General features: G+C 69.2%; 13 protein-coding genes and 1 pseudogene. 5 read left to right on the top strand and 9 right to left on the bottom strand.

The features are described 5' to 3' along the window. Positions 1–78: 78 nt before the first annotated feature. From BFF78_RS37965 to BFF78_RS37955, 3 genes are all read left to right on the top strand, one after another. Positions 79–597 carry a hypothetical protein gene (locus BFF78_RS37965; RefSeq protein WP_069782584.1) on the top strand — a complete coding sequence of 173 codons (519 nt, stop codon included), beginning with the start codon at positions 79–81 and terminating at the stop codon, positions 595–597. A gap of 125 nt (positions 598–722) precedes the next feature. Further along, on the top strand, positions 723–1,622 hold the full coding sequence (locus BFF78_RS37960; RefSeq protein ID WP_069782583.1) for an MBL fold metallo-hydrolase: 900 nt from the start codon (positions 723–725) through the stop codon (positions 1,620–1,622). A gap of 10 nt (positions 1,623–1,632) precedes the next feature. After that, the gene (locus BFF78_RS37955) at positions 1,633–2,064 is read left to right on the top strand and encodes a winged helix-turn-helix transcriptional regulator (RefSeq protein WP_079161657.1); all 432 of its coding nucleotides are present in this window, start codon (positions 1,633–1,635) and stop codon (positions 2,062–2,064) included. An 84-nt stretch (positions 2,065–2,148) separates the two neighbouring features. Here BFF78_RS37955 and BFF78_RS37950 read toward each other — a convergent pair whose 3' ends face one another. The 3 genes from BFF78_RS37950 to BFF78_RS37940 form a co-directional block, all read right to left on the bottom strand. Beyond that, positions 2,149–2,442 carry a winged helix-turn-helix transcriptional regulator gene (locus BFF78_RS37950; RefSeq protein WP_069782582.1) on the bottom strand — a complete coding sequence of 98 codons (294 nt, stop codon included), beginning with the start codon at positions 2,440–2,442 and terminating at the stop codon, positions 2,149–2,151. Between the two features lie 301 nt (positions 2,443–2,743). Beyond that, positions 2,744–5,269, bottom strand: coding sequence for an RICIN domain-containing protein (locus BFF78_RS37945; RefSeq protein WP_069782581.1), 2,526 nt, complete (start codon positions 5,267–5,269; stop codon positions 2,744–2,746). Between the two features lie 322 nt (positions 5,270–5,591). Continuing rightward, positions 5,592–7,220 carry a glycoside hydrolase family 27 protein gene (locus tag BFF78_RS37940; RefSeq protein ID WP_069784072.1) on the bottom strand — a complete coding sequence of 543 codons (1,629 nt, stop codon included), beginning with the start codon at positions 7,218–7,220 and terminating at the stop codon, positions 5,592–5,594. A 720-nt stretch (positions 7,221–7,940) separates the two neighbouring features. Between BFF78_RS37940 and BFF78_RS50295 the strand changes: the two are divergent. After that, a pseudogene (locus BFF78_RS50295) lies at positions 7,941–8,237 on the top strand (NADP-dependent oxidoreductase); the annotation flags it as partial. A 93-nt stretch (positions 8,238–8,330) separates the two neighbouring features. Here BFF78_RS50295 and BFF78_RS37930 read toward each other — a convergent pair. The 6 genes from BFF78_RS37930 to BFF78_RS48700 all read right to left on the bottom strand — a co-directional run bounded on the left by BFF78_RS37930 (position 8,331) and on the right by BFF78_RS48700 (position 14,736). After that, a complete protein-coding gene (locus BFF78_RS37930; RefSeq protein WP_069782579.1) occupies positions 8,331–8,924 on the bottom strand; it encodes an isochorismatase family protein in 594 nt (197 codons plus the stop codon). A gap of 291 nt (positions 8,925–9,215) precedes the next feature. Further along, positions 9,216–12,281, bottom strand: a complete 3,066-nt coding sequence (locus BFF78_RS37925) for a choice-of-anchor D domain-containing protein (RefSeq protein WP_159033126.1) — start codon at positions 12,279–12,281, stop codon at positions 9,216–9,218. 84 nt (positions 12,282–12,365) lie between these two features. Further along, positions 12,366–13,478 carry a pyrroloquinoline quinone biosynthesis protein PqqE gene (gene pqqE / locus BFF78_RS37920; protein WP_069782577.1) on the bottom strand — a complete coding sequence of 371 codons (1,113 nt, stop codon included), beginning with the start codon at positions 13,476–13,478 and terminating at the stop codon, positions 12,366–12,368. Then, complete coding sequence (pqqD, locus tag BFF78_RS37915) at positions 13,471–13,803, bottom strand: pyrroloquinoline quinone biosynthesis peptide chaperone PqqD (protein ID WP_069782576.1); 333 nt, start codon at positions 13,801–13,803, stop codon at positions 13,471–13,473. The genes pqqE and pqqD overlap by 8 nt, the downstream gene beginning before the upstream one ends. Then, positions 13,803–14,510: a pyrroloquinoline-quinone synthase PqqC gene (gene pqqC / locus BFF78_RS37910; protein ID WP_069782575.1), complete on the bottom strand. Its 708-nt coding sequence runs from the start codon at positions 14,508–14,510 to the stop codon at positions 13,803–13,805. Before pqqC ends, pqqD begins: the two co-directional genes overlap by 1 nt. Before the next feature lie 40 nt (positions 14,511–14,550). Next, entirely contained in the window at positions 14,551–14,736 is a 186-nt protein-coding gene (locus tag BFF78_RS48700; protein ID WP_069782574.1) for a hypothetical protein, read from the bottom strand. A 381-nt stretch (positions 14,737–15,117) separates the two neighbouring features. Here BFF78_RS48700 and BFF78_RS37900 point away from each other — a divergent pair, with 381 nt between their 5' ends. Continuing rightward, positions 15,118–16,518 carry a Dyp-type peroxidase gene (locus BFF78_RS37900; RefSeq protein ID WP_069782573.1) on the top strand — a complete coding sequence of 467 codons (1,401 nt, stop codon included), beginning with the start codon at positions 15,118–15,120 and terminating at the stop codon, positions 16,516–16,518. Positions 16,519–16,551 lie beyond the last annotated feature (33 nt).

Here is a 16,551-nt window from a genome sequence, read left to right as displayed (position 1 = left end):
TCAAAATTCCGCCCTACGGCGTTAGAAGCCCGTAAGCAGCGGCCGCCGCATCCCGCACGGCGGCCTAACGTCGGCGTCATGCGACGGAGCGGACCGCCAGGCTCGGCCGGCGACCGCCACTGGCGCGGCAGCGCCCGGCTCGCGGTGAGCTGCGCCCTGCTGTTCTGCGCCCTGAGCCTCCTGGTCGACTGGGACGCGGGCAGCCTGACCCCCCTGCGCGCCCTGCTCTGGATCACCCTGTCGGCCGTGGCGTGCACCGTCCTGCTCCCCCACCGGGTGAGCGCGGGCCCCGGCTGGCTCGCGGTCCGCACACCCTGGCGGCGGCGCCTGGTCCATACGCACGCGCTGGTCTCCGTCAGGCAGTATGACGGCGTCTCCTCCCACCTGGTCCTGCGGGACGTCCACGGCCACCACCTGGAACTCGACCCCCGCGTCCTCGCCGCCAACCCGCTGCTCTGGCACGAACTCGACACCGGCGTCCGCCGCTCCCTGGAACGCGGCACCTTGCGTCAGGGCGCCGAGGTCCTGGAACGGCTGGGCCACCGTATCGACGACGAGGGGCTGCAGGCGGTCCTCCGGGCGTCGGGACTCTCCTGACCAGAAGCCCGTCCAGGACGCAGACGTACGGTGGGGGATGAGACCCAGCCGTCGATGTGTCCCGCGAGTACGCACTTGCAAGTACGTACTTCCCGATGGAGAGTCACGCGCCAAATAGTGAGTGCATGACCAGGACAGCAGCAGGACGTTCCCGGACCTCCATCGGCGCCACCACCGTGACCTACCTCCCTGACGGGGAGGGCTGGTTGGACGCCGCCGCGGTCTTTCCGGCCAGCCGGACGGTGGACTGGGCGCCCTATACCGACTTCCTCGACAACCGCGGCCGGTTCCCGGTCAGCATCGGTTCGTTTCTGATCCGCACCGGAGACCGAGTCATCCTGGCCGACCTCGGGCTGGGCGTCGTCGACTTCGAAGTTCCCGGCTTCGCGTCGTTCACCGGCGGACGTCTGCTGGAGAGCCTGGCGGAGGAAGGCCTCGCGCCCGCGGACGTGGACACCGTCGTCTTCACACACCTGCACCACGACCACGTCGGCTGGACCACGGACATCGCGCCCGCCCCGCACTTCCCCGAGGGCCGGTCGGTCGGCGGGCTGATGTTCCCCAACGCACGCCACCTGGTGAGCGAACGAGAGTGGCGGTACTGGGCGGACAAGGGCACCTTCCCGGGACCGGACGCGCGGGCCGTGCAGAAGCCCCTGGCCGACCGGATCGAGTTCGTCGGCGACGGCGATCAGATCGCCACGGGGGTGAAGGTCCTCGCCACCCCCGGGCACACCCCTGGGCACACCAGCCTGGTCGTCACCGATCCAGACGGCACGGACCCCCGGCGGCTGATCGTCCTCGGCGACGTGATGCACTGCCAGGTCCAGGTGACCGAGAGCCAGTGGTCCTTCGTCTTCGACGTGGATTCCAAGGACGCACTTCGTACCCGCGAGCAGCTTCTGAAGGAGCTGGAGCACCCGAACGTGCTGTTGGCCGGCGGGCACTTCGCCGGCCATGTCTTCGGCCGAGTGCTGCCCCTCGCACCGCGCCGCGCCTGGGCCGACGAACGTGTCCTCGACTAACGTTCGGCGCATGCCAGCTCCTCGCACCCGGCGGCCCCGGCCGGGAACCCCTGGCCGGGCCCCGCTGGCGTGGCTGCCCGACGGCAAGCCCGCCGACGTCTACAGCGCACCGTGCCCCTCGCGTGCCGCCCTGGACCGGATCGCCGACAAGTGGACCGTCCTCATTGTCGTCGCACTCGACGACGGGCCGCGCCGCTACGGCGAACTGCGCGACGCGATCGACGGCGTCAGCGAGAAGATGCTCACCCAGACGCTGCGCAGCCTCGAACGGGACGGCCTCGTGGCCCGGACCGTCACCCCGACGGTCCCGCCCAAGGTGGAGTACCGGCTCACCGACCTCGGTCGCACCCTCCAGGAACCGTTGGCCGCCGTCCGCGACTGGGCCGAACGGCACATCAACGCCGTGGAGGCGGCCCGGCTGCGCTACGACACCAACACCTGACCCGATCGGTGCGAGCGCTTCCACCGTCACGTCATGCCCATGGGCCGGCGCGGCGACGGCTGTCCGTCGGCCTGGCCTGGCGCCCTACTCCATGCCGCGGTCGCCGCCGTTGTGTCCCTCGGTGCCCACCGGCGACGCGTCCTCAAGCGCGTTCGCCCATTGCTGGGACCACTCGGTGAGCGGACGCAGGGCTCGGCGAGCGCCATGCCCGAGGGGGGTGAGGGCGTAGCCGCCGTCGGGAAGTCGCTCGGCGAGTCGAGCGTCCTGGAGCTCCGTGAGCCGCTGCTGCAGGACGCTGGACGACATGCCGCCGTGACGCTGCTGCAGCGGCCGGAAACCGAGTGGACCGTCTCGCAGTGTGACTGACGCGTCGGGCACGGGAGTCGCGCCCGGGAGTTAAGTACAGCATTAAGCCCGCTTACTAAGACAGTTAAGCTGACGGCGGCTACGCCAGATGCGCAATTCCCTTGCATGGACGCGGAGTTGGGCCGGACTACTGGGCCAGCCGAACGGGACCCGCGACAAAGGGGCTTACACGTCTTCTCGCAGAGGCCGGCACGTTCTTCGGCGCGTGGCGTCGCACTCGGGTTGGGGAGCGGGGCCGCGCCAACCGCCGAGTTCCCTGTTTCCGCTGCGGGGTGGGGAACCCGGCGGTTGGCGGGCCGTCACTGTTGCCCGGTCACCCGGCCTTCACCAGTTGCCACTGCTGGTTGGTGCCTCCGTTCGGGTTCCATTGGATGACCGGGGCCTTCTCGGTCGTTGAGGCGCCGGAGACATCGACCAGGTGGCCGCTGTTGCGGGATTCGATGGTGTAGGTGCCGTTGTCCGAGGGGGTGATGGCCCATTGCTGGTTGGTGCCGCCGTTGGGTTTCCACAGCTGGAGCTGGGTTCCGGGCAACGTGGTGCCTTTGTCGACGTCCAGGGCCTTGGTGCTGCCGACGCCGGTGATGGTGTAGTAGCCGTCGGCATTGGCGGTCAGCGTCCACTGCTGGTTCGTGCCGTGGGTGGCCGGGTACTGGATGATCGGCGTCCCGTCCGTGGTGCCCTCGCCGTAGGCGTCGAGCAGCATGTGACTCCTGGCGTTGACGAGGGTGTACGTCCCGTTCAGGTTCGGTGCCGTGCCGGGCGTGATGGACAGGTTGGAGTACTGGACCCCGTAGTAGCCGTGGCTGGTGGAGTCCCACACGGTGCCGAGCCCGACCTGTCCGGCGCCGTAGCTGTTGTCGGGGACGTCGGCGACCTGGGTGCCGTCGATCTTCGCGATGATGGTGCTGCCCTGGAAGGTGAGCGAGAGCTTGTGCCAGGTGTTGGTGCCCGGTGCGGTGGCGAGCTTGCCGCCGGCGTCCTTGCCGCTCGCGTCCTTGAGTGTGGTGAAGTTCCATGACTGGTCGGTCTTCTGCAGTGACCAGTTGCCCGCGGTGTCCAGGGTCAGGTGGTAGGCGTTGAGACCGTTGTTGTTCTTGTTCTGCCAGCCGACGCGGCCCAGCAGGTCGGCTCCGCCTCTGGACTGCTCCAGAAGGACATCCGTGGAGACGGTGTAGTCGGACCAGTTGACGTCGCCCATCGTCGTGTAGGGCTGGTTCTTGGATTCGCCGGTCCACTGGATCGGTGAGGTGGTGGTCATCTGGCGCAGGCACTGGCCGCCGCGTCCGCCGCCGCAGGGCACCGCCTCGAAGGCGCCGTTCATGGCGGCGAGGTACTTCGCCTCGCTGCCCGTGGCGTAGCCGGCGAAGGAGTCGGCGTAGGGAAGCTTGAACAGCGAGCGCTGCGGGCCCGTGGCGGTGCCGGGCGCCTGCCCGGTCGTGGTGGTGACGGTATAGACGTGCTTGGGCTGCACGGTGAGCTGGTAGGTTCCGCCGGAGGCCGTCAGGTCCGGTGCGGCCACCATGCTCGGGTGGTCGGTGGTCAGGTCCGTGGTCCACACGTGCAGGGTGCCGCCGGGCAGACCGCCGGCGACCTTCAGGGTGACGGTCTGGTCGGCGGTGGCATCCATGGTCTCGACGACCGTACTCCAGGCCGATTTGTCCGGGGCCGCGTAGCTGACGTAGCTGCCGTTGGCCCGGTCGCCGCCGACATAACCGCCTGCGGTGTCCAGGTACTTCCACCCCGGGGAGGTGAACTGGCTGGTCTGAGCCATGACCCACGCGCTGCGGCCGACGTTGTACGCCCCGGACCAGGGCTGGTTGGCCTGGATCAGGCCCACTCCGTTGTAGTCGAGGTTGGGGGTGATCGAGGCGACGAGTGGCCAGTTGATGTAGGCGGTCGTCTTGGCGTCCAGGTATCCGCGGTTGATGCCACGGGCCATCGCCGTGGCGCCGGCGTCCGCGTCGTCCGAGCCGTTCTCGCTCGACCACAGCTGCTTACCCGACGCTTGTGCGTTGCCCGAGCTGGAGCAGTTCTTCTGATCGGATCGGTAGCCGCAGGTGTAGTGCGCGCCGATGATGTCCACGGACGACGCCAGCGCGGGCCGGCTCACGATGTCGTCGGCGATCGCCCAGTCGTTGTCGGCGCCCACGATCTTCGTGGGATAGCCCTTCTTCGCGAGGGCAGCGTGCAGGGCCTCGTACCAGGCGGGGCTCTGTCCGCTGTCGTACCTCTCGTTCCAGCCGCCGAGGTAGTCGATGGTGAAGTTGTTCTGCTTGGCGCAGTCGAGCCAGCTCATCAGGTAGTCCACGGTCGACGGTGAGCTGGTGGACCAGAAGTTGTGGCCGCCGAGGAAGCCCGGGGCGCCCCACGCGAGGGCGTACAGCTTGATCTTCGGGTTGCGCAGTTTGGCCTGTTGCATCAGCCACCACTCGTAGCCGTTGCCGGCGTTGCAGTCGATGTTGCCGGGTGAGTGCTCGATGCTGGACTCGGCACCGTCGGTGGAGTTGGTGTCACCGCCGATCTCCACCTTGAGAATCTGCAGGGAAGCGCCGTAGCCGGGCTTGAAGAGGTAGTCGAGGATCTGGCTGCGCTGCGGCTCGGGGTAGTCGATGAGAAGACGGGAGTTGCCGCCGCCACCGCTGATGGCTCCGACGCCGTCGAAGGTACGGCCGGGCGAATTCCCGTCGACGGTGATCGAGGTGGTTGCGGTCGCGGCGTGGGCGCGGGCGGGCGTCATGCCCGTGACCAGCGCCAGGCACAGCGCGACGACGGCGAGGGCCGCAGTCCGCAGACGTCGCTCCCGTATGCGGGCGGGATGTGGATGCGTTCTGGTATGCATCAGGATCGTCCTTCCTGAGGGGGCGATTTCCGGTCGATGCACCACCGGGTGGCGGCACACCGCGAGTTCGCGCGCGGGTGTGGCCGGTCAGGGGGTGGGGGGAGCTTGGGATGAGCCGGATCCGCGGCCGCATGGCTGAGTGAGACGTCAGGGCAGGTGGAGGCCGTACGTGCGCGCCGCGGTGCCGGAGAACACCTCCCGTCGCTCGGCCGGCGTGAGTCCGTCCTGGTGCGCCGTGCCGAGGAGGCCCTGGACGGTGAGGAGTTGGGGAGGACCGGCCGTCCCGTGGGAGAGGGGCGTCGGGCCGACAGGTGGGTCAGGGTCAGCGGCGCAGGGCCCACTGCTGGTTGGCGCCGCCGTTGCAGGTCCACAGCTGGACCTGGGTGCCGTTGCGGTTGCCGTCGGGTACGTCACCGTGGGTCACATCGAGGCAGATGCCGGACTGGACACCGGTGATGGTGCCGTCGGGATTCAGGAGCCACTTCTGGTTGGCGCCACCGTTGCACGGATACAGCTGGACCTTGGTGCCTGGTGTGGTCTGGTTGTGGTCGGCGTCCAGGCACTGGGTGCCGTCGTAGACACGTAGTTCGCCGGCCGCGGTCGGGGTCCAGCGCTGGTTGCTGCCGTTGTTGCAGTCCCAGATCTCCACCTTGGTGCCGGGGACCGTCTGGCCGCCCTCGACGTCCAGACAGCGGTCGGAGGACGCGCCGACCAGGTCGCCCGTGGAGCCGGCACTCGTGCCGGAGCCTGCCGCCAACCGGTACATCACGGCGCCGTGCCCCGGTACCGAGGCCTGGATCGTCCCGCTCGTCGATGTGACGGTCTTGGACCACAGGTTCGTCAGCCGGTACGAGGACGAGGCCGCAGCTCCCGCCGCGGAAGCCGTGGTCGATACGGTCGCCCTACTGCTGTTCTCGTTGAACAGGACGACGGCGACGTCCCCGTTCGACAGCGGCTTGGCGATGACGTACATCCCGCCCGAAGAGGACACCAGTCGGCCCTGTCGGCCCAGCGGGTCCTGGTCGACCGCGATGACGTCCTTGTTGCGGAGAATCGTGAAGGTCGCGGGGGTGGCGTTGCGCAGGTCGGAGCCGATCAGCAGGGGCGCCGCCATGATCGACCACAAGGAGAAGTGGGCACGGTACTCGGTGTCCGTCATGCCGCCGTTGCCCACTTCCAGCATGTCCGGGTCGTTCCAGTGCCCAGGTCCGGCGTACGGGGCGAGCGGCAGGTTCTGCTTCGCGTTGGACAGCATCGAGTTCCAGCTGTCGCTGATGTCGGCCGTCGTCCGCCACAGGTGGCCGACGTCCTTGGCCCACTCCCAGGGCTTGTTCTCCCCCCATTCGCAGATGCTGAAGACGATGCGGCGGCCCGTCTTCTTCAGGGCGTCGCGCATCTTGCTGTAGCGCTCCTTGGCGTCCACGCCCTGGTTGTTGCAGTTGTCGTACTTGAGGTAGTCCACGCCCCAGTCGGCGAACTGCTGGGCGTCGGAATCCTCGTGATCCAGCCCGCCCGGGAAGCCCGCGCTGTTGCACGTCTTCGTGCCGGCCGAGGTGTAGATGCCGAACTTGAGGCCCTTGGAGTGGACGTAGTCGGCAACGGCCTTGATCCCGTTCGGAAAACGCTTGGGGTCGGGCACCAGCTTTCCGTCGGCGTCGCGTTGCGGCAGCGCCCAGCAGTCGTCGATGTTGACGTACTGGTAGCCGGTCTCCTTGAGGCCCTTCTCGACGAACAGGTCGGCGATGCCCTTCACCATCGACTCGTTGAACTCGTCGCGGCAGTGGGTGGAGTTCCAGTTGTTGAAGCCCATCGGCGGAGTCAGCGCCAGGCCGTCGTCCAGCGCGTGGGCCGGTAACTGCGTCGCCACAGTGACGGCTGGGATGCCGGCCACGACGAGCAGCGTGCCGAGGAGAGAGGGCAGAACTCTTCGTCTTGAGCGTGGGGTGAACATGGTGCTCCTTCGAGTGCGGGTGGAGCCCTGAGGCGCGAAGTACACGATCAGGGGCAGGATGATCCAGACCGACAGCAGGGCCGCCATCGCCGGCTTGCAGAGCCGTAGCGTGGTCTGCCGGCACTGCCGCCGCATCGAGACGCCGTCGACGCGCGCGACCTCGGTCAGATCGTGCGGCAGGCTGCGGCGGCCGAGGCCGCGAGCAGAGGAACCGGAGGAAGGCTGCATAACGACTCCTGGGGGAGAGAGCAGCGGCCATCGGAGCTCAGCCACAAAGGCACGAGATCGATCAGAAACAAACGGGATCCAACAGCGCACTATGAGACTCGTGCGGCCTGCCGAGCGTCAAGAGTGGTGCGTGACTTTTCTCGGTCCTGGCCGGGCCCGCAGCTGCCCAACGCCCCCGGGATGCTCACCACCGCCGTCACTACGCCGGACGATTCTCGATCCACGGGAGGTCCAGTCGACGGCGCGCGAGTGACGGCGACGCAGGCGAGGCGTGGCGTGGCGTGCGCCCGCATCCCTCACGGGTTCCGGCATCACGCGGCCGAAATCGTCCTGCAATCCCCTGGACGAACAATCCTCCTCTGTGACCTGCGAAGCCGCGTGCAGGGGTTACGCGGGGCGAGAAGACCGGGTCGCGTCGACACCGCCGTCGACCGTGTCGGCGCGGCTCTTCATCGGTCACGCAAAGAGGGGCTGAGCCCTCCGCCGGAGTGCTCGCTGGGGGCCGAGCCCGTCGCCCACGGTGAGGGCCTCGTCGAGCGGGTTCGCGCACTCGCGCCCGACGGCGTCGCCGCGGCGCTCGACGTCGCCGGGAGCGGGACGCTGCCCGAGCTCATCGAGCTCGCCGACGGCCCGGAGCACGTCGTGACGGTCACCGACTACAGTGGCACGCACGAGCACGGGGTGACGCTCAGCCGTGGCGACACCGGCCGCGCGGTCCACGCGCTCGGCGAGATCGCGGAGGCGCGCGGCGTCAGCGAGGGCGGTTACGCGCGCGGGAAGCTCGTGCTGAGGTCGCTGACCGCGCGCCATGCCGATCCGGCGTCGAGCAGTGCCCCCGGGTACAGCAGTGCTCGCACGCCTGGCCACGGCCCCGGAAGGGGATCAGCCAAGGACGACGGGTTCGCCGGTCAGTGCGACGCCCGCCCCGCGCAGTTCATCGATGGCCTTGTCAGTGGTGTCGGCGGCGACGCCGGCGGTGTAGTCAAGGAGGACGCGTACGGCAAAGCCGGCTGTCGCTCCGTCCAAAGCGGTGGCCTTCACGCAGTGGTCGGTGGCGATACCGACGACGTCGAGGTCGCTGACCTCGCGTGCGCGAAGCCAGTCGGCCAGGGAGGTGCCGTCCTCGGCCGAGCCTTCGAAGCCGCTCTTCGAGGCGGAGTGCGCGCCCTTGTAGAAGACCTCGTCTACGGCCCCGGAGGTGGCGGTCGACGCGAAGGTGGGGTGGAAGTCGCTTCCGTCGCTGCCGGCGACACAGTGCACGGGGAAGGAGTTCTGGAAGTCCGGGTGGTCGGAGAAGTGGCCCCCCGGATCGATGTGGTGGTCGCGGGTGGCGACGATGTGCGCGTACTCGCTGCCGGCGGAGCGCTGGACCATCTCGGCGATGGCGCGGGCACGGTCGGCGCCGCCCTTCACCGGGATGCTCCCGCCCTCGCAGAAGTCTTTCTGCACATCGACGACGATCAGTGCTCGGCGCACAGCGCGATCCTTTCCTCTCGGAATCCCTGCCTGGATGTCTGCCACCTTCGGCTGTGGTCGGCGCTTCACGGCCCGGTCGTTCACCCGTCCGGCCACTCCGGACCGCACTGCCTGCGTCTCTGGTGGCGGGCTCCTGGCCGCACGAGCCCGCTGCCGTCGACTACCGCGTCACCGAAGGCGGCTCCTGGCGCCTCTCGCTCGCCGCCGGAGCTGCCCGCGGCCCGTCTCCCCACGCCCGGCACCATGCCCGCCGTCGCCGCCGACGAGCACCCGCTGAGCAACTCGCATGGCTCAGTAGGTGATTGCGACGTTCCGGACGAGGTGGACGTCGGTCAGTGCGGCCGTGGCTGCTGTGAAGCCGACCAGCGCCGGTGTCGGCACCGTGAGGGGGGTGTCCAGCACCCGCTTGTGGTCCAGGTCGACCTGGAGGTGGCCGTGGGCCACAGTGACTTGCACGTCGTGGGTACCGGTGCGCAGATCCGGGATCCCCGTGGCGGTGGAGGCGTAGGTGAGGGCGTCGCCGCTGCCGCCGGTGGCGATCGCGAGGAAGTTCGCGGAGGGATCGTTTGTGTTCTTGTGTGTGTCGAGCGTGACGGCGATTCCGGGTAGACCGGAATACCCCAGGCCACCGCCTCCCACGCCCAGCACTTGCGGCGTCGCGGTGGGATCGAGCAGGACGAAGGCGAGTCCGTCGGCGCCCGTGCCGCCGCTGATCTCCACGGTGAACTCGGCCCGCAGCTTGCCCGTGGGCACCGCCACGGTGTGGAGGGCGGATCCGGTCTCGTTCGGAGCCGCCCGAGTGAGCATCAGGTCGGCGCCGGAGAGGGCGGCGCTGCCGTTGAAGGACCAGGAGTCCTTGGCCGGGCCCGGAACGGCCCCGCCCTGGACGCCGGTGCCGGTGAAGTTGACGATCTGCTTGCCTTTGGGGTGTTTGCTGTCGCTGTCGATGGTGTATTGGCCCTTGGCCGGTCCGGTGGCGGTGGGTGCGAACACCACGGCCGGGTGGAGGTCGCTCTGGGGCCCCAACTGCTGGCCCTCGGCAAGGGGGTGAGGATCGTCGAAGGGCGGGGTGGGCGCCTTGGCCAGGGTGAGGGTGAGAGTGAGAGTGCCGCTGTTCTTGACGTGGAAGCCGAGGGTGCGTGAGCCGCCGACCGGGACCTGTCCGAAGTCCAGGATCAAGGGGGTGACCGAGATTTTCCGGTCTCCGACGACGGCTCTCCCGTGGAGCGGCACGGTGACCGACAGCCCACTGGCGCCGGTGATGGTGAGACGGTCCGCGTCGCCGGCGGGCGGGCTGGGGGCGGTGGGGGCGTAGGTGACCGCGATAGCGACGGACGCGCCCGGCTGCAGCAGGATCGCTTGGGGCGGATCACCCGTGTGGAACGGTGCCGCAGGTACACGGGTGGTGCTGATCGTGTCGGCGGTGGTGCCGGTGTTGGTGATGAGCACACCGAGGGTCATACGGTCACCGACGTTCAGCGCGTCGGCGAGGTCGAACTTGACCACGGAGGGAGACGCGCTGAACCCGGGCTTGGTGCCGTTGCCGAACACCCCCAGACCGACGGTTTCGGCGGTTCCACCGACGGTCACCGAGAAGCCGAGGGAGCCGACCGCCCCGCCCGGGCCGGTGGGGGTGAAGGACACCGGTACGGCGAGCTGCTCGGCGGGGGGCAGGGTGGTCGGCAGCTGAGGCGGCGTGGGCAGGGAGAACGGCGGGTCGGTGGTCACCGCCGTCACGGTCACCGTGTCCGAGGCGGTCACGGTGGCGGTGGCCTGCCCGCTGCTGCCCACGCCGACGCTGCCCAGATCGACGAAGCCGCCGGTGAGCGGGGATCCGGACGGCCGGCCGAAAGCGATCAGCTTGCCGTCCCCGGTACCGACGTAGACGCGGCCACCGCTGACGGCAGGCACGGAGAACTTGGTGGAGTTGCCGATCGGCGCGGACCAGCGCAGCCGAAGGACGCCGCCTGCCGGCTCGGCGTCGTACGCGCGCAGCGTCGCGTTGGTGCACAGCGAGTTGTCGTCCAGCGGTCCGCCGGGGCAGATGACCCAGACCAGTGCGGAGCCGGGAACGGTGCCCGTCGAGGTCACGACGGGTGAGCCCGGGTAGTGACCGATGCCGGCGCTGCTGGCCCCCACGGAGGTGAGTTCAGGCTGATCGAGGTCGGACAGCCCGAAAGCGTAGGCACGTAGCTGGCCGTCGTTCTCGGCGACGTAGACGTGGCCGCCGCCGCCACCCCAGACCGCCGGGTGGCCCCAGACGCCCTTGAAGGGGCCGGTGACACCGAGCACGTGGTCGGTCCCGCCGGGGCCTTGAGCGCGACCGCCGAGGTCGTCGCGGTCCAGGAGGAACACCCGGCCGTCCTTGCCGATGTGGACCATGAGGTGGGGGTGGTCAGCGCTGGTGAAGGGCGGGGAGGGCAGCGCGACCGGGCCCCCCGAGCCCAGATCCTGGTCGATCGCGTCGAGGTTGTCGGCGTCGCTGGGGCTGAAGAAGTCCTGTGCGGTGAGGGGCCCCGTGCCGGCGGTGGCGAGACGGACCACCGACTCGGCCAGGTGACCGGGGGCGGGGTGGCCCGGACCGGGAGCCGGTGAGATGCCGTTGCCGGTGGAGAAGAAGATCCTGCCGGGACCGTCGGAGACCAGGCCGCCACCACTCATCCACACGCCGGCTTCCGCACCGCTGGTGGAGTCCTCGGTCGCCCACATCCGGATGGCCCGGGTGGTGGTGTGCACGCCGACCACGTAGCCGACGTAGGTTCCCTGGTCGCAGTGGGAGCCGAAGCCGGCGAAGACCTCCCCGTCCAGCAGGAGCAGCCCCGGGCGCTGGTGGGCGGCGTACGGGTCGAAGGAGTTCGCCGGGTTGTTCGCGGGCGCGCCCTGTATCGTCACCGGCCAGCCGGGGTGGTCGGCGCCGGTGGCAAGGTCGAGTGCGTGCAGGTACCAGTGCGGATGCGTGGGGTCGGGCCCGTCGTTGACCTTGGTGGTGAGATGGACCAGGCCGGTCGAGGGGTCGTAGACCGGTGTGCTGGTGATGCCGACGGTGGGTTTGAGGTCCTTGCAGTCGGGGACCGCATCGAAGGGGAAGGGCCGGCCGAGCGCGCGGTGCCACTGGATCGCGCCGGTGACGCCGTGGATGCCGTAGACGGAGTTGGTCTCCGTGGCGACGACCACGGTGGTGCCGACCACGAGAGGCTGGGCGTAGACCTGGCCGTCGACGCTGGTGGTGAACAGCCGCCCGAAGTCGGCGGCGCTCACCTTCTCGGGTGTCAGGCCCGGCTGGTCGGCGTCCCAGCCGGTGCGCAGGTTGTTCATCGAGACGGTGGTGTCGTCGGTGGTGCCGAGGACTGGCTGCACGGTGACCATGCTGTGCCTCGCTTCTGGTTCGGTCCTGGCTTGACGGCCGCCGGTGCCGCGGGCACGCGCCTGCTGGACCAGGAATCATTTCGGACGTCTGCCCCCGGGCGCTCGCGGCACCACGGGCACTGGCCGGCCGGCTGCCCCGGTCGTCTCCGCCTCGGCCACGATCCGGTCCACGAGTGGGCGGTGCGGCGACAGACGGCAGACGGGGTCGGTCGCCGCGGGATCCCCGGTCAGCTCGAACGCCTGGCAGCGGCACCCTCCGTGGTCCAGCTCCCGGCGTGGGCAGCTGCGGCACGGTTCGCGCATCCAGTCCGTGCCGCGGAAGCGGGTGAAGGCCGGCGAGTCGTACCAGATGGACGCCAGGTCGGCCTGACGGATGTTCATCACCCCCAGCCCCGGGATGCGGCCCGCGGCAGGGCACGGCAGCACATCACCGTTCGGGGCGACCGTCAGCTGGCGGCTACCCCAACCGTGCATGCACGGCTTGGGCAGGTCCTCGAAGTAGTCGGCGACCACGTACACGATGTCCAGACGTGAGCCGGTACGGCACCGGGCCGCGCGCACCGCTCGCTCGGCGGCGGTGAGCTGGGCCCGGGTCGGCAGCAACGCCGCACGGTTTTGCAGCGCCCAGCCGTAGTACTGGGTGTTGGCCAGCTCCAGCCGGTCGGCGCCGACGCGTTCCGCCAGGGCGATGAGAGCGTCGATGTGATCGATGTTCGCGCGGTGCAGTACGACGTTGACCGTCAGGGCCAGCCCCGCCTGCTTCACCGCGGCCGCGGCCTCCAGCTTGCGCCGGTGGGCGGGCCGGCCGGCGATGAGGTCCGCGCCGCCGGGGTGGGCGTCCTGGAAGCTGAGCTGCACGTGATCAAGGCCCGCGGCGGCCAACTCCCCCGCCCGGCGCGGCGAGAGCGTCTGGCCGGCGCTGATCAGGTTGACGTAGAGGCCGAGGCGGTGTGCGTGTGCAACGAGGTGGGGCAGGTCCCGGCGCAGCAGCGGCTCACCTCCGGACAGGTGAGTCTGCAGTACGCCGAGGGCGCGAGCCTGGTCGAGCACGGCGCACCATTGAGTGGCCGTCAGTTCCTCGGCATAGGCGTCGAGGGACAGCGGGTTCGAGCAGTAGGGGCAGTGCAGGCCGCAGCGATAGGTGAGTTCGGCCAGCAGGCCCAGCGGCCGGGGAGCGCCCTCAGCCACCGCAGTGCCTGCCGGACTCGGGGCCCGCGCCGCCCGGAGCTGACGTCTGCGCCGACGTGACCGGTTCCAGCAGATGGCGCGCGGCGAGCGCGGCCAGGAACGCCTCGACCTCCTCGGTGTCCACGGTGTCGTAGCGTTCCGCCAGTACGTCTTCGATCTCGGCCGCGCCGGCGGTGTCTTGGCACACGCGCAGGATCGCGGCCGCCGTCTCGTTGAGCAGCAGGACGCCCTCCGGGTGCAGCAGCACTGGTGTCCGCCGCACCGGGTCGTGGCCGAGCCGAACCCCGCGTCGCAGCCGCCAGCACCGGGCCGGTGCGCCGTTCATCAGCCCTCCTCATGGCCGGCGCGATCGAGGGCGTCGAGCATGCTCCACAGCAGCCCGCACTTGAACTCCAGGGCGGCGAGCGCCGCATCCTGCTGCTCGCGGGTGGTGCAGTTCTCCAGCACCAGCTCCCGGGCGTGGGTGGCGTCGCTGGAGGCGGCCTCGATCCGGCGGTCGAAATACCGGTGGCCGCTGGAGTGGATCCAGGGGTAGTGATCACGCAGAGCCGTCAGACGTGTGCGCATCAGCTCGGGCGAGAACAGCTCCGTGAGCGAGGCGGCGACCGCTTCCGTCCAGGGGCGGACCCGGGCGAAGTGGACATAGGCGTCGGTGGCGAAGCGGACACCGGGGAGGACGAGCCGTTCGTCCAGCACATCGGCCCGCTTCATGCCCGCCGCGGTGGCGAGCGTCAGCCACTCCTCCAGTCCGCTGCTGCCGGTGTCGTCCCGCCCGTCCTGGTAGTGGATCCGCTCCACCCATCTGCGCCGCACCTTTACGTCGGGGCAGTTGGCGAGGATGGCGGCGTCCTTCTGCGGCAGGCACTTCTGGTAGTACCACCGGTTGGCGATCCAGCGTCTCATCTCGTCTTGGGTGAGCGCGCCGGTGTGCAGCCGTGAATGGAACGGATGCTTGTCCCAGTAGTGCGCGGAAAGGGCTTCGAGCGCTGCCTCGAACTCCTGCCGGGTGCGCGGCGGCGTGGTTTTTTCCATCGGGATCCTCCCAGCCGGCCCCCTCGACACCGGTCGGTGGCTACCTCCGGCCCGCGTACGCCGTGACCTCGTGCGGCGTCTCGAAGTCCGCGAACTGCGGGGAGACCCACCTGCGCCGCCGGTCCCCCACGGCATCCCCCGCCGTCGGGGCACGCCGCTCCTTGCACAAGGGTTCCAGCCGTGCGGCGGGCGGACGGACACTCCTGGCCGACATGTCGTACCTCATCGTTCGTCCTTCCGAGGAGGCTCATATGCCTCCAGCGTGACCCCGCACACCATGGCTGGCAAATCGAACTGAGGCATCGCCAGTCGGCCATAGCCCAGGGGCAGGTGGCGTCTCTGTGACGGCATGTCAGTCTTCGGAGGCAGCGCAAGCCGTCAGGGAATTCCGGTCAAGGGAATTACTTTTCCCGTCAACCGAGATTTTCACCGTTCAATTTGTCACCTGTGATCAATACCGCACGCCCGACACATGCCAGGGTCTCGGTCAAGTCGCATATTGCATCTCCCTGCATCAGACTGAAAACAGGTGCCGCAACGCATGCACAGCGTTCTGAGCTGGCCGCTCCCTAGGCGCCGGATCCCGGACTCGACAAAGGGGGCTGACATGCCCGTCGAACTCAATGACACAGTGCCGCTGTCGTGGAAGAACGCCACCGGCGACAACGACACCATGCTGCAGAACCTGCAGCCGAACATCCTGAAGGGTCATGTCCGCGACCGTCTGCACGTCCTGCTTCTGCAGTTCGCCGAGGGACCTGAGGGCACCGCGGCGGCCCGGGCCTTCCTGGCCGGGCTGGTCCCGCTCATGAAGTCGGCCAAGACGGCGCTCGAAGAGGCGGAAGCCTTCAAACAACACGGTACGAAGGGCACCCCCTATGTCGGTGTGGGGCTGACGCACGCGGGCTACGGCAAGCTGGGCCTGACGAGTACGGCGCCCACGGACACTGTCTTCCAGCACGGAATGCGAGACCCCGATTCCCGGGCCAAGCTGGGCGACCCTGATACCACGCAGTGGGAGCACGGTTACCAGCAGGAAATCCATGCCATCGTCCTGGTGGGCGGCGATGCCGATTCCCCCCTTGCCGACACCCGACTCGGTGAGGTCAAGGCGCTTCTGCCCGGTTCGATCACCGTGCTCGCCGAAGAGACCGGCAAGACCCAGCACGATGACGCAGGGCGCGCGATCGAACACTTCGGGTACGTCGACGGGCGCAGCCTGCCGCTGTTCCTCACCGAGGACCTGGACGCGGAACGCGACACCACGGACGGAACCTCCGTATGGGATCCGTTCCTGCCGCTGGGACGGGTACTGGTCGCAGACCCGGCGGCCCCCGACCCCGGCACGGACTTCGGCAGCTACTTCGTGCTGCGCAAGCTGGAGCAGAACGTGCGAGCCTTCAAGGCGGCCGAGGAAGATCTCGCCAATGCCCTGAAGCTGGACAACGACGACCGCGAGCGAGCCGGTGCGATGCTCGTCGGCCGTTTCGAGGACGGCACCCCGCTCACGCTGCAGGCGGAGGCCGGAGCGCAGAAGCCGGTGATGAACAACTTCACCTACGCCAGCGACAGCGCTGCCCACAAGTGCCCGTTCCAGGCACACATCCGCAAGACCAACCCACGCGGATCCGGTGGCTTCGAACCGCCGGATCAGGAGAGGCTGCACCTGATGGCGCGGCGGGGACAGACCTACGGGGAACGTACCGAGGGTGACCAGCCCGAGACCGGCGTCGGCCTGCTGTTCATGGCATTCAACTCCGAGCTTGGTCAGCAGTTCGAGTTCGTGCAGCGGCGGTGGGCGAACAACCCCGGATTCCCCGGGCACGGCACCGCTCCCCAGCCCGGGCTCGACCCGGTCATCGGCCAGGGCAGCCGACCCGCGCAGACATGGCCGCGAGCCTGGGGAGACGGCGAGACTCAGGAGACCCCCGCCCCCGCGCAGGCCGTGACCATGAAGGGCGGCGAGTACTTCTTCATGCCCTCGCTGCCGTTCCTGCGCGGCCTGTGACCGCCGCGCGTCCGTCCCACAGCAGGCAGGACA

This window comes from Streptomyces fodineus (assembly GCF_001735805.1).
In the GTDB taxonomy this organism is placed as follows: domain Bacteria; phylum Actinomycetota; class Actinomycetes; order Streptomycetales; family Streptomycetaceae; genus Streptomyces; species Streptomyces fodineus.
Note: the sequence above shows the minus strand (reverse complement) of the source record. Positions and strands in the feature narration are given on the sequence as shown.